This window comes from Duganella sp. Leaf61 (assembly GCF_001421905.1).
GTDB lineage: Bacteria > Pseudomonadota > Gammaproteobacteria > Burkholderiales > Burkholderiaceae_D > Rugamonas > Rugamonas zoogloeoides.
On record NZ_LMLM01000023.1, the window covers coordinates 185,423 to 198,672 of the forward strand.

General features: G+C 58.3%; 14 protein-coding genes. All 14 read right to left on the bottom strand.

Going from position 1 to position 13,250, the window contains the following annotated elements; genetic code table 11:
- Nucleotides 1–244: 244 nt before the first annotated feature.
- Complete coding sequence (locus ASF04_RS13890) at nucleotides 245–667, bottom strand: F0F1 ATP synthase subunit epsilon (protein ID WP_056142629.1); 423 nt, start codon at nucleotides 665–667, stop codon at nucleotides 245–247.
- Nucleotides 668–733: 66 nt separating this feature from the next.
- Nucleotides 734–2,134: a F0F1 ATP synthase subunit beta gene (gene atpD, locus ASF04_RS13895; protein WP_056142632.1), complete on the bottom strand. Its 1,401-nt coding sequence runs from the start codon at nucleotides 2,132–2,134 to the stop codon at nucleotides 734–736.
- 30 nt (nucleotides 2,135–2,164) lie between these two features.
- The gene (gene atpG / locus ASF04_RS13900; RefSeq protein WP_056142634.1) at nucleotides 2,165–3,040 is read right to left on the bottom strand and encodes a F0F1 ATP synthase subunit gamma; all 876 of its coding nucleotides are present in this window, start codon (nucleotides 3,038–3,040) and stop codon (nucleotides 2,165–2,167) included.
- Between the two features lie 61 nt (nucleotides 3,041–3,101).
- The gene (atpA, locus tag ASF04_RS13905; RefSeq protein ID WP_019924041.1) at nucleotides 3,102–4,643 is read right to left on the bottom strand and encodes a F0F1 ATP synthase subunit alpha; all 1,542 of its coding nucleotides are present in this window, start codon (nucleotides 4,641–4,643) and stop codon (nucleotides 3,102–3,104) included.
- 69 nt (nucleotides 4,644–4,712) lie between these two features.
- Entirely contained in the window at nucleotides 4,713–5,246 is a 534-nt protein-coding gene (locus tag ASF04_RS13910; protein WP_056142637.1) for a F0F1 ATP synthase subunit delta, read from the bottom strand.
- A 2-nt stretch (nucleotides 5,247–5,248) separates the two neighbouring features.
- Nucleotides 5,249–5,719: a F0F1 ATP synthase subunit B gene (locus ASF04_RS13915; RefSeq protein WP_026637682.1), complete on the bottom strand. Its 471-nt coding sequence runs from the start codon at nucleotides 5,717–5,719 to the stop codon at nucleotides 5,249–5,251.
- Nucleotides 5,720–5,756: 37 nt separating this feature from the next.
- Complete coding sequence (gene atpE / locus ASF04_RS13920) at nucleotides 5,757–6,026, bottom strand: F0F1 ATP synthase subunit C (protein WP_371851800.1); 270 nt, start codon at nucleotides 6,024–6,026, stop codon at nucleotides 5,757–5,759.
- Nucleotides 6,027–6,097: 71 nt separating this feature from the next.
- A complete protein-coding gene (gene atpB / locus ASF04_RS13925; RefSeq protein WP_026637683.1) occupies nucleotides 6,098–6,895 on the bottom strand; it encodes a F0F1 ATP synthase subunit A in 798 nt (265 codons plus the stop codon).
- Nucleotides 6,896–6,916: 21 nt separating this feature from the next.
- Nucleotides 6,917–7,252, bottom strand: a complete 336-nt coding sequence (locus ASF04_RS13930; protein WP_019924046.1) for an ATP synthase subunit I — start codon at nucleotides 7,250–7,252, stop codon at nucleotides 6,917–6,919.
- Nucleotides 7,253–7,531: 279 nt separating this feature from the next.
- On the bottom strand, nucleotides 7,532–8,416 hold the full coding sequence (locus tag ASF04_RS13935; protein ID WP_056142640.1) for a ParB/RepB/Spo0J family partition protein: 885 nt from the start codon (nucleotides 8,414–8,416) through the stop codon (nucleotides 7,532–7,534).
- 11 nt (nucleotides 8,417–8,427) lie between these two features.
- Nucleotides 8,428–9,198, bottom strand: a complete 771-nt coding sequence (locus ASF04_RS13940) for a ParA family protein (protein ID WP_056142642.1) — start codon at nucleotides 9,196–9,198, stop codon at nucleotides 8,428–8,430.
- Between the two features lie 105 nt (nucleotides 9,199–9,303).
- A complete protein-coding gene (gene rsmG / locus ASF04_RS13945) occupies nucleotides 9,304–9,963 on the bottom strand; it encodes a 16S rRNA (guanine(527)-N(7))-methyltransferase RsmG (RefSeq protein ID WP_056142643.1) in 660 nt (219 codons plus the stop codon).
- On the bottom strand, nucleotides 9,960–11,897 hold the full coding sequence (gene mnmG / locus ASF04_RS13950) for a tRNA uridine-5-carboxymethylaminomethyl(34) synthesis enzyme MnmG (RefSeq protein WP_056142645.1): 1,938 nt from the start codon (nucleotides 11,895–11,897) through the stop codon (nucleotides 9,960–9,962). The genes rsmG and mnmG overlap by 4 nt, the downstream gene beginning before the upstream one ends.
- 183 nt (nucleotides 11,898–12,080) lie before the next feature.
- The gene (locus tag ASF04_RS13955) at nucleotides 12,081–12,842 is read right to left on the bottom strand and encodes a TSUP family transporter (RefSeq protein WP_056142647.1); all 762 of its coding nucleotides are present in this window, start codon (nucleotides 12,840–12,842) and stop codon (nucleotides 12,081–12,083) included.
- Between the last annotated feature and the right edge of the window lie 408 nt (nucleotides 12,843–13,250).

Genomic DNA, 13,250 nt, shown 5'->3' on the forward strand with positions numbered 1-13,250 from the left:
AGCTTTCGCCAACGCGGCAGCACGGCGTGCCCGTCGGCCTTCGGGGGTATCGGGATAGTTGGGTGCGCTCTTAACCGCTGTGGTCGGCGAGGTCTTACGCTGAGTGGTTGTCATGATGAGCCACCTGCTCAAATTTTGATCAATACGACCAGTGTAACGCAATCCATCGCGAATGTCGCCACCACCGTTATGCAATAAAAAAGGCAGCCGAAGCTGCCTTTTTGCTGTGCTGCTAATGCGTTGCTTAGTGCTTGGCGCGCAGTTTGGCGATGGCGGCCAGTTGGCCAATCGCCGCTGCCAGTTCGGCTTGCGCTTTCGCGTAGTCGATGCCGGCAGTGTTGTTGGCCAGCGCTTCTTCGGCACGCTTCTTGGCCGCTGCCGCTTTGGCTTCGTCCAGGTCGGCGCCGCGGATGGCGGTATCGGCCAGCACCGTCACGGCGTTCGGCTGCACTTCCAGCAAGCCGCCGGCGACGAAGACGAACTCTTCTTCAGCACGGCCAGGAACCTTGATGCGCACCGCGCCCGGGCGGATGCGGGTGATCAGTGGCGTGTGCTTCGGGTAGATACCCAGCTCGCCCTGTTCGCCCGGCAACGCGACGAATTCGGCTTCGCCCGAGTAGATCAACTCCTCGGCGGAAACCACGTCAACGTGAATAGTGTTTGCCATGTGTGTCCTATCGGATGGAACGGCCCCGGCAAACGCCAGGACCGCACTCAACAATTAGCTCAACGATTAGTTGAGTTTTTTGGCTTTTTCGATGGCTTCTTCGATCGTGCCTACCATGTAGAACGCTTGTTCCGGCAGGTGGTCGAGTTCGCCCGACGCGATCATTTTGAAGCCCTTGATCGTGTCTTTCAGCGAAACGTATTTACCAGGCGCGCCGGTGAATACTTCAGCAACGTGGAACGGCTGCGACAGGAAACGCTGCATCTTACGAGCGCGCGATACCAGCAGCTTGTCTTCAGGAGCCAGCTCGTCCATACCCAGAATCGCGATAATGTCGCGCAGTTCCTTGTAACGCTGCAGCGTGCCTTGAACGGCGCGTGCAGTGTCGTAGTGGTCCTGGCCAACGACCAGCGGGTCCAGCTGGCGCGAGGTCGAGTCCAGTGGATCGACCGCAGGGTAGATACCCAGCGAAGCGATGTCACGCGACAGAACGACGGTCGAATCCAGGTGACCGAAGGTGGTCGCAGGCGACGGGTCGGTCAAGTCATCCGCAGGAACATACACGGCCTGGATCGAGGTGATCGAACCGGTCTTGGTCGAGGTGATGCGCTCTTGCAGACGGCCCATTTCTTCGGCCAGCGTAGGCTGGTAACCCACAGCCGATGGCATACGGCCCAGCAGTGCCGATACTTCGGTACCGGCCAGGGTGAAGCGGTAGATGTTGTCCACGAAGAACAGAACGTCTTTGCCTTCGTCACGGAATGCTTCCGCCATGGTCAGACCGGTCAGCGCCACGCGCAGACGGTTGCCTGGTGGTTCATTCATCTGACCGTAGACCATCGCTACTTTGGAGTTCTCCGGGTTTTCCAGATCGACCACCTTCGCGTCAGCCATCTCGTGGTAGAAGTCGTTACCTTCACGGGTACGCTCACCCACACCGGCGAACACGGACAGACCCGAGTGCGCTTTAGCGATGTTGTTGATCAGTTCCATCATGTTGACGGTCTTGCCAACACCTGCACCGCCGAACAGACCGACTTTACCGCCTTTGGCGAACGGGCACACCAGGTCAATAACTTTAATGCCGGTTTCCAGCAGATCTTGCGATGGCGACAGCTCGTCGTACGCAGGAGGAGCGCGGTGGATCGAAGCGATCTGGTCGTGAGCGACCGGGCCGCATTCGTCGATCGGGTTGCCCAGCACGTCCATGATGCGACCCAGGGTTGCTTTACCGACTGGCACCATGATAGGTTTGCCGGTGTTCTGGATCATCATGCCGCGACGCAGGCCGTCGGAGGTACCCAGCGCAATGGTACGGACAATGCCGTCGCCCAGCTGCTGTTGTACTTCCAGGGTCAGCTCGGAGCCTTCCATTTTCAAGGCATCGAATACCTTGGGCATCGCGTTGCGTGGAAACTCAACGTCCACCACAGCGCCGATACACTGAACGATTTTGCCATCAGCCATGTTCGTTCCTTCAAATATAGTTAAATTCGTTTAAACCGCTGCCGCACCGGCGACGATTTCGGAGAGTTCTTTGGTAATCGCAGCCTGACGCGTCTTGTTATAGATCAGCTTCAGTTCACCGATGACGCTACCAGCGTTGTCGCTGGCCGCTTTCATCGCCACCATGCGCGCCGATTGCTCGGACGCCAGATTTTCAGCGACCGACTGGTACACCAGCGCTTCTACATAGCGCTCGAGCAGTTCGTCAATCACCGCAGCCGCGTCAGGTTCGTAGATGTAATCCCAGTTGTGATTACCTGCGTCCGCCTGAGTCTTGGCAGCTGGCAGTGGCAGCAACTGCTCCACAACCGGCTCCTGCTTCATGGTGTTGATAAACTTGGTGTAGCAGATGTACACAGCGTCAACTTCACCGTTCTGGAACTTCTCGAGCATGACCTTGACAGGTCCGATCAATTTTTCCAGGTGCGGCGTGTCGCCGATCTGGGTCACTTGCGCGACCACAGGAACGCCTACGCGATTCAAAAACCCCAAACCTTTGTTACCGATGGCAACTGCCGCAATCTTGTTGCCAGCCGTTTCCAGCTCGCGGGATTTCTGCGTCACCATGCGCAAGATGTTGGTGTTCATACCGCCGCACAGACCTTTGTCGGTCGTGACCACGATGAAGCCAACTTTCTTGGCCGATTCCTTTTGCTCTTCAGCCAGGAACGGGTGCGTGTATTCCGGATTGGCGGCGGCCAGATTGGCGGCGATATTGCGAATCTTTTCACTGTAGGGACGGGCGGCGCGCATACGATCCTGCGCTTTGCGCATTTTCGATGCGGCAACCATTTCCATCGCCTTGGTGATCTTCTTCGTATTTTCTACGCTCTTGATCTTGCCACGTATCTCTTTGCCTACTGCCATGAGTCCTTACTCCTTCTGCGCTGAGGACGGCGCGGGGCGAACCCCGGCGCCGTCAAGCACCTTAAAATGCGCCGGATTTCTTGAAGTCGGCAATGGCGGCAGCCAGCGATGCTTCGCCGTCTTTGTCCAGTTGCTTCGACGATTCAATCTTCGACAGCAGGTCAGCTTGCTTGGTCTTCAGGTAAGCGTGCAGGCCGGCTTCGAATGGCAGTACTTTCTTCACTTCGACGTCGTCCAGGTAGCCTTTGTTCACAGCGAACAGCGAGGCAGCCATCAGCGAGATCGACAGTGGCGAGTACTGAGCTTGCTTGAGCAGCTCGGTCACGCGGGCACCGCGGTCCAGCTGTTTGCGGGTCGATTCGTCCAGGTCGGACGCGAACTGCGCGAACGCAGCCAGTTCACGGTACTGGGCCAAGTCGGTACGGATACCGCCGGACAGGTTTTTGATGACCTTGGTTTGAGCAGCACCACCAACGCGCGACACCGAAATACCGGCGTTAATCGCAGGACGGATACCGGAGTTGAACAGCGAAGTTTCCAGGAAGATCTGACCGTCGGTGATCGAAATCACGTTGGTTGGCACGAATGCCGAGACGTCGCCAGCCTGGGTTTCGATGATCGGCAGGGCGGTCAGCGAACCGGTTTTGCCGGTGACGGCGCCGTTAGTGAAGGCGGACACGTAGTCGGCGTTCACGCGGGCTGCGCGTTCCAGCAGGCGCGAGTGCAGGTAGAACACGTCGCCTGGATACGCTTCGCGGCCTGGTGGGCGGCGCAGCAGCAACGAGATCTGACGGTAGGCAACTGCTTGCTTCGACAGGTCATCGTACACGATCAGGGCGTCTTCACCGCGGTCGCGGAAGTATTCGCCCATGGTGCAACCCGAGTATGCCGAGATGTACTGCATGGCAGCCGATTCCGACGCGGTCGCCGCGACGACGATCGTGTATTCCATGGCGCCGTGCTGTTCCAGCGAACGCACGATGTTCTTGATGGTCGAGGCTTTTTGGCCGATCGCCACGTAGATACAGGTCATGCCCTGGCCTTTTTGGTTGATGATCGCATCAACCGCAACGGCGGACTTACCGGTTTGACGGTCGCCAATGATCAGCTCGCGCTGGCCACGGCCGATTGGTACCATCGCGTCGATCGATTTCAGGCCGGTTTGCATCGGCTGCGAAACGGATTCACGGGCGATAACGCCCGGTGCGATCTTTTCGATTGGCGAGGTCAGCTTGGCATCGACAGGACCTTTGCCGTCGATTGGCTGGCCCAGGGCGTTGACCACGCGGCCACGCAGTTCAGGACCGACTGGTACTTCCAGGATGCGGCCGGTGCACTTGACCGTGTCGCCTTCCGAGATGTGCTCGTAAGCACCCAGAATCACGGAACCGACGGAGTCGCGCTCCAGGTTCATTGCCAGGCCGAAGGTGTTGCCTGGGAATTCCAGCATCTCGCCTTGCATTACGTCCGACAGACCGTGGATGCGGCAGATACCGTCGGCCACGGAAATAACCGTGCCTTGATTGCGCACTTCAGCGCCGCTGTCAATGCCTTGAATCCGGCTCTTGATCAGCTCGCTGATTTCAGATGGGTTGAGTTGCATGCTAACTCCTAAATTGTGTTCTCTCCGCTTGCGCGAGGGTATGTTTGGTCTGCCGTAGCCAGCGGGTTCTTACTGAACCAGCGCGACGTGCATCTGTTGCAGCTTGGCGCGGACCGAAGTGTCGAGCACTTCGTCGCCAACCACCACGCGCACACCACCGATCAACGATGGGTCGACCGTGACAGTCGGGTTAAGCTTGCGGCTGAATTTCTTTTCCAGCGTGGCGACCAGCTCGGATACCTGGGCGGCGCTCAGATCGAACGCGCTCGTGATCTCGGCGTCCGCTGCACCTTCTGCACTGTTTTTGAGCAGTTGGAACTGGGCACCGATTTCCGGCAGCAATTCGATACGGCCATTGGCGACCACCATGCCGAGGAAGTTATTCGCTTCTGCGGTCATCGGCGATTTCACCAGCGACGCGATGGTGGCGGCGATATCGCTCTCCGACACTTTCGGATTGCGGGCATAGTCCTGGACATCGGCGTTGCTGCCGATCTGGGCCATTTCAGACACCAGATCGGACCACTGCGCGAGGTTGCCGGCTTGGGCTACGCGGAAGAGGGCTTCCGCGTAAGGACGGGCGACGGTTGCGAGTTCAGCCATGATTACAGCTCAGTCGCGAGGCGGGCCAGCAGGTCGGCGTGGGCCGACGCGTTGACTTCGCGCTTCAGGATCTGCTCGGCGCCTTTGACGGCCAGGTCGGCTACTTGTGCGCGCAGTGCTTCGCGGGCTTGGGTAACTTGCTGATCGGCTTCAGCCTTGGCTTGCGCAATGATGCGGTCGGCTTCAGCTTTGGCGTTGGTCTTGATTTCTTCTGCGACCAGTTGCGCACGCTTTTCTGCGTCCGCGACGCGCTGGGCAGCTTCGTCACGGGCGGAGGTCAGGGCTTCTGCAGCGCGCTTTTCAGCGACTGCCATCGAAGCCTTGCCTTGGTCGGCAGCTGCCAGACCATCGGCGATACGCTTGGCACGCTCGTCCAGCGCGGTGTTCAGCGCCGGGAATACGAATTTCATCGAGAACCATACGAGCACCGCGAAGGTGATCATCTGGCCGATGAGCGACATATTAACGTTCATACCTTGCTCCTAATTAGTTTCCCCGGTTGGAGCAGTATTACTGGCCAGCAGCGGCGATAACAGCGGTCAGGAATGGGTTGTTGAACGTGAACAGCAGAGCAACACCAACGCCGATCATCGAGATCGCATCCAGCAGACCAGCGATAACGAACAGCTTGGTTTGCAGTTGTGGCATCAGTTCTGGTTGACGTGCCGACGCTTCCAGGAATTTGCCGCCCAGAATGGCGAAGCCCAGTGCGGTGCCGATAGCGGCCAGGCCAATGATGATAGCGACTGCCAGAACGGTCATGCCTTGTACTTGTGCGATCAGAGCTTGCATATATTTCTCCTAATTTAAAAAACGAAAGATACTAAAAAATAAAACTATAAAGTTGGTGATTAGTGCTTCTCAACCGCAAGGGCCAGATACACAACCGTCAACGCCATAAACACAAAAGCTTGCAAAGTTACAATCAAGATGTGGAAGATTGCCCATGGACCACCCAACAGCCACTGCGCCCACCAAGGCAACAACGCGATCAAGATGAAAATCAGTTCGCCGGCATACATATTGCCGAACAGTCGCAGTGCCAGCGAAACTGGCTTGGCGAACAATTCAACCATCTGCAGCAGGAAGTTGACCGGTGCCAGCAAGATGGCAGCGAAGCCGGTTGCATGGAATGGTGCCGTGAACAGCTCCTTGGCGTAACCGCCGAGGCCCTTGGCTTTGATCGAGAAACCGAAGATGCACAGCAGGACCGACAGCGACAGGGCGAAGGTCAGGTTGGCATCGGCGGTTGGTACCACACGCAGGTTGTACACGCCGAAGAACTCCAGTGCCTTCGGCAACAGGTCCACCGGCAGGAAGTCCATGGCATTCATCAGCCACACCCAGACGAAGATGGTGATGGCCAATGGTGCGATCACCGCGCTTTTGGCGTGAAACGCGCTATTAACAGTGTCGTTCACCAGTTCCATGACCAGTTCGACAAAGTTTTGCAGCTTGCCCGGCACGCCAGCGGTGGCGCGGCGCGAAGCCATGTAGAAGACACCGAGGAAAATCGCGCCCAGGATGGCCGAAACCCAGAACGTGTCCAGGTTAAACATGCCATCGCTGGTTTGCAGATGTTGCAAGTGGTGCTTGATGTATTCTGTGGCGTTAGCCGGGGCTGAGTGCCCCCCGTGTTCAGTGGTCATAATGTCGTCAGATTTTGTTAATTAAACTGCAAGCAGTGCAAACCAATACGCCATGGTTGCCACCGCGAAACCTAAGATCAGCCATAACCAAGCGGCCGATGAAAATAGCACCAGCGCGACAATAAACAGCGCTGCAGTGATGGAAAACTTGACCATTTCCGCGCGAAAATGCGTCCGGAAAGTCTTTTTTGGATCATTCGTTGCGCCCATGACAATCATCGCGTACACCAGGCTCCCGATGACTGCGATTGCTCCGCCATAGGCGGCCGACCATGCTTTGAGTACTCCACCCAGGTTCCAGGCGAGCAAGGCGAATCCAGTTGCGATGGCCAACTGGAGGGCGACGACTTTAAACATCGGCCTCGAAACACTCGTCGTTTTAATCACTGCGAGGCTCCAAAAAATTGCCGATAAACTCAAAGACGCGTGATTATATGTGTCTTTCCTGTATCACGTCAAACATGCTGCACCGCACCAGAGCATATAGTGCGCGAAAGAGACGCTTTTACAAACATTTCCAATCGTGTTGCACCACTTTGGCGCCGGATGAGGTAAAAGGGAGAAAACAGCTTATTTGTGATTTGAAATCAACAATGCTGCGATCCGCTGTCATTTCCCATTTTTCCTCGTGCTGGCTCACGCACGCAGTCTTGCCAGCACGCCATCGAGGATATCGAGGTCGGCAAAGTCGATAATCATCTGGCCGCGTCCCTTGCTGCCCATCTTGAAGACCACCGGCGTGGCCAGCTTGTCCGACAGTTCTTCTTCCAGCCTGGTGATATCTCCGGACTTTTCCTTTTGCCGCGCCTCGGCCGGCGCCGCCTGTTGCTCTTCCAGCGTGCGCGTCACCAGTTTTTCCGTTTCGCGTACCGATAACCGTTTGGCAACTACCCTGTTGGCCAGGTTGATTTGCGTGGCCGCATCGACTGCCAGCAACGCGCGTGCGTGGCCCATGTCGATATCGCCGGCCATCAGCATGGTTTGTACGCTGGACGCCAGGTTCATCAGGCGCAGCAGGTTCGACACGGCGCTGCGCGAACGGCCCACCGCGTTGGCAGCCTGTTCATGGGTAAAACTGAAATCGGTGATCAGGCGGTGGATGCCTTGCGCTTCTTCCAGCGGATTGAGGTCCTCGCGCTGCATGTTCTCGATCAGCGCCATGGCAGCGGCAGCCTGGTCATCGACGTTGCGCACCAATACCGGCAGCACGTCCAGTCCGGCCAGTTGCGCTGCGCGGAAACGGCGTTCGCCAGCAATGATCTCGTACGTGACCGCGCCGGTCAGCGGATCGGTGCCGACCGGGCGCACCAGGATCGGCTGCATGATGCCCTGGGTTTTGATCGATGCCGCCAGTTCCTGCAGGCCGCCCTCGTCCATGCGCGTGCGCGGCTGGTATTTGCCGGCCTGCATTTGCGTGACCGGCAATTCGGATGGCGTGTTGGCGTCCGCCGCCTTATCGTCGCTGCCGCCAAGCAGCGCGTCGAGACCGCGGCCCAGGCCCTTGAGTTTTTTGGTTGCCATAAATAGGTGCCTTACATTTTCTTGATGCGTTCGACCATCTCGGCGCCAAAAGCGATATACGCCTGCGCGCCCTTGGACGATGGATCGAACGTGACGCCGGGCATGCCATACGACGGCGCTTCGGCCAGACGCACGTTGCGCGGGATGATGGTTTTGAAGACCTTGTCGCCGAAGTGCTGTTCGAGCTGGGCCGAGACCTGCTGCGACAGCGTCATGCGCGGATCGAACATCACGCGCAACAGGCCGATGATCTTCAGATCCTGGTTAAGGTTGGCGTGCACCTTCTTGATGGTGTTGACCAGGTCGGACAAGCCTTCGAGCGCGTAGTACTCGCACTGCATCGGGATGATCACGCCGTGCGCGGCGCACAGGCCGTTCAGGGTGAGCATCGACAATGCCGGCGGACAATCGATCAGGATGAAGTCGTAGTCCTTGTCCACTGCCGCTAGCGCGAGCTTGAGGCGTCGCTCGCGGTTATCGAGCGCCACCATCTCCACCTCGGCGCCGGCCAGCTCGCGATTCGATGGCAGCACGTCGAACCTGCCCGCCTCCGACCTCAGGCGCGCGGTGGCCACGTCGGACTCGCCCAGCATCACCTCGTAGGTGGAGGCGGCCAGGCCGGCCTTGTTGATGCCGGCGCCCATGGTGGCATTGCCCTGCGGGTCCAGGTCCACCAGCAGCACGCGCTGGTTCAGCTTTGCCAGTCCGGCCGCCAGGTTGACGGTGGTGGTAGTCTTGCCCACCCCGCCCTTCTGATTCGCTACGCAGAAAATTTTCGCCATGTATTTTTTATCGTCTTCCTACAGAATTTTCCAACAAATTATTTATACGGTTTAAATTATTTATACCGTTTATTTGATATAAACGATTTATACGATTTAAACCATTTATACTGTTTCTGCGTGTTCTGATTTTATGAACACCAGATGGCGCTCCGCCTCCAGCCCCGGCACCTGCAAAGGCTGCAGTTTCTGCACCTTCCATGGCTCCGGCAGCCGCTCGCGTTCCTCCGCTGGCGCCGTGCCTTTCAGGGCGATGAACTGGCCGCCCTGCTCCAGCAAATGGCCCGACCAGTTGACGAAGTCGGACAGGTCGGCAAAGGCGCGCGAGGTGATCACGTCGAACTTGGTTTTGACTTCCAGCTGCTCCACGCGCTTGGTGTACACCGTCACATTGGTCAGTTCCAGCTCCGCTTTGACCTGGTTCAGGAACGCGGTTTTCTTGTGCACGGTGTCGATCATCGACACTTTCATGTCCGGCCGGCTGATGGCCAGCACCATGCCGGGCAAGCCACCGCCGGCGCCCACGTCGAGCACGTTTTTGGCGTCTTTGAACGCGGCAACGGCGGCCAGCGAATCGAGCAAATGCAGTGTGACCATCTGCAGAGGATCGCGTACCGACGTCAGGTTGTACACCGCATTCCACTTGTTCAGCAGGGCCAGGTAATCGAGCAGTTTTTCGACCTGGGCTTCGCTCAGGTCCAGGTCAAGGCCGGCGATTCCGGTGCGCAACACGTCAGCAACCACGGCGCGATCGAAGACCTTCATTGCGCCACCTCGTCTTTCTGCTCCTTGTTCAAAAAGCCGCCGAAGCCCACTTTTTTCAGATGGACCAGCAGCAGCGAGATCGCCGCCGGCGTTACACCGGATATGCGCGAGGCCTGGCCCAGGGTTTCGGGGCGCTGGGCATGCAGTTTCTGGCGTACTTCCACCGACAGCGCGGTGATGTCCAGGTAATTAAAACCTTCCGGCAGTTTGAGGTTTTCGTAGTGCTCATGGCGTTCGACTTCCTTGGTCTGGCGGTCGATATAGCCCGAATACTTGAGCTGGATTTCGATCTGTTCGCGCACTGCATCGTCGCTCACGCCCGGGCCGGCCAGGTCGCGGCCGTCGATGCTGGACAGGGTCATCAGCTTGTCGTAGCCCACGCCCGGGCGGCGCAGCAGGTCGGCCAATGAGTATTCGCGCTCGATAGCCTGGCCAATCACGCGTTCCGATTCGGCAGCTTCCACGATGCGGGGATTGACCCACGTGGAACGCAGGCGCTCGAGTTCACGGGCAACTGCCTCGCGCTTGCGGTCGAACGACTCCCACTGGGCGTCGCCCACGCAGCCCAATTTGCGGCCGATTTCGGTCAGGCGCATGTCGGCGTTGTCTTCGCGCAGGCTCAGGCGATACTCGGCGCGGCTGGTAAACATGCGGTACGGTTCCATCACGCCTTGCGTGACCAGGTCGTCGACCATCACGCCCAAGTATGCTTCCGAACGCGCCGGGGTCCACGCTTCGCGGCCCTGGGTTTGCAGCGCGGCGTTGATGCCGGCCAACATGCCCTGCGCTGCCGCTTCTTCGTAACCGGTGGTGCCATTGATCTGGCCGGCGAAATACAGGCCGCCCACGGCCTTGGTTTCCAGCGATGCTTTCAGGCCGCGCGGGTCGAAATAATCGTATTCGATGGCATAGCCGGGACGCAGGATGTGGGCGTTTTCCAGCCCCTTCATCGAACGCACCAGGGCGATTTGCACGTCGAACGGCAGGCTGGTCGAGATGCCGTTTGGATAGAATTCGTGGGTCGTGAGACCTTCCGGCTCCAGGAAAATCTGGTGCGATTCTTTCGAAGCAAAGCGGTGGATCTTGTCTTCGATCGACGGGCAATAGCGCGGACCCACGCCTTCGATCACGCCCGTGTACATCGGGCTGCGATCGAGGCCGGCACGGATGATGTCGTGGGTTTCGTTATTGGTGTGGGTAACCCAGCACGGCAGCTGCTGCGGATGCATGGCGGTGTTGCCCATGACCGAGAATACCGGCACCGGATCGAGGTCGCCCGGCTGCTCGGTCATTTGCGCGAAGTCGATCGAGCGGCCGTCGAGACGCGGTGGCGTGCCGGTTTTCAGACGACCTTGCGGCAGTTTCAGTTCTTTCAAACGGGCGGACAGCGAGATCGCTGGCGGATCGCCGGCACGGCCGGCCGAGTAGTTTTGCAGCCCGACGTGGATTTTCCCGTCGAGGAAAGTACCAGCGGTCAGCACCACGGCTGGCGCCAGGAACTTCAAGCCGATCTGGGTAACGGCGCCGACCACGCGGTCGCCCTCCACCATCAGGTCATCGACGGCCTGCTGGAACAGCCACAGGTTTGGCTGGTTTTCCAGGCGCGCACGGATCGCTGCCTTGTACAGGATACGATCAGCCTGGGCGCGCGTGGCGCGTACTGCCGGGCCTTTCGAGGAATTCAGGATGCGGAACTGGATGCCCGATTCGTCGGTAGCGATCGCCATCGCGCCACCCATGGCATCGACTTCCTTGACCAAGTGGCCTTTGCCGATACCGCCGATGGAAGGATTGCACGACATCTGGCCCAGTGTCTCGATGTTGTGCGTCAAGAGCAAAGTCTTCTGGCCCATGCGGGCGGAAGCAAGTGCGGCCTCGGTGCCGGCGTGACCACCGCCGACAACGATGACGTCGAATGAAGTTGGAAATAACATGATGGAATTTTTAAAGCGGAGGGAGTAAGGTCAAATTATAGAGTCTTTTTGTAGCTGCGACTTTTTTAGGCAAAAATATTCTGCTTTGGTTCCACGTGAAACATTGAAAAAGGGCGCTTATCTTTCGACAAGCGCCCTGCTTTTTGATGTGGTTTTGGTTCCACGTGAAACATCACACCATCGTTACCACCTCAGGTAAGCGTCGTACCCGGTCTTGGCAATCAACACCGACACCACGATCAGGAACAATTTACGGACAAATCCGCTGCCATGTTTCATCGCCAAGCCGGTGCCGATCACCGAGCCGGCAATCTGGCACACGGCCATCATCAGGCCCAACTGCCACAGCAAGTGGCCGCTGTAGCCGAACCAAACCAGCGCGGCAAAGTTACAGGCAACGTTGACAATTTTGCTGACCGCCGACGCGCTGAGGAAGTCGAAGCCGAAGACCCGCACGAACAGGAACACGAGGAAGCTGCCAGTGCCGGGACCGAAGAAGCCGTCGTAAAAGCCGATCGCCGAGCCGATGATCAGCGCCAGCGTTTGCTCCTTGCGCCCGGTGTGCAACGGCGCGTGCACCGAACCGAGGTCTTTTTTGGCAAACGTATAGATCGCCACCAGCAGCAATACCACCGGCAGGGCCGTACGCAGAAAGTCGGGCGACACCTTGGTCACCGTGTAGGCACCGAGGAAGGAAAAGATCAGCGCGGCAAACGCCGCTGGTGCGGCGACGGTCCAGGCTACCGCCACGCGGCGCGCATAACTGACCGCCGCCACGCTGGTGCCGAAAATCGACGCCAGTTTATTGGTGCCGATCAAGGTGGCCGGCGCGGTGTTGGGGAACACCGAAAAAATCGCAGGCATCTGGATCAGCCCGCCGCCGCCCACCACCGCATCGACCAGTCCCGCGCCAAATGCGGCCACACCCAATATCAAGTAATCCACTGCTACCGCCGTCCGTCAATTTTTCAAGGCTGTATTGTACGGAAAAACCGGCCCCAGGCTTCATGCCGAGATGGCATGGCAATGGCAAGTGATACGAAGGAGCAACAGGCAGGCAGCGTCTGCACTACCACGAACTCCGGCCCAAAGCGCGTGCAGATCATGCCGATTCGGCATAGCTCTGCAAATTGCATGGGCAACAGATTCCAGTGGCGAAGCCCCATGTGATGAATCCCCACATTCGGGTCGCTGTGCAGATACTGGTCAGTACAGCGATGTGGCTGTGGCTGCGGGTGGGCGCGGGTGGGTGCGGCTGCGGGTAAAGATAAGTGGAACTTGCTCAGTGAGCAGTTGGTAGCGCGGAATACAAACAAGCAGAAGGCGGCAGCGCAGTGCGCTGCCGCCGTGTGC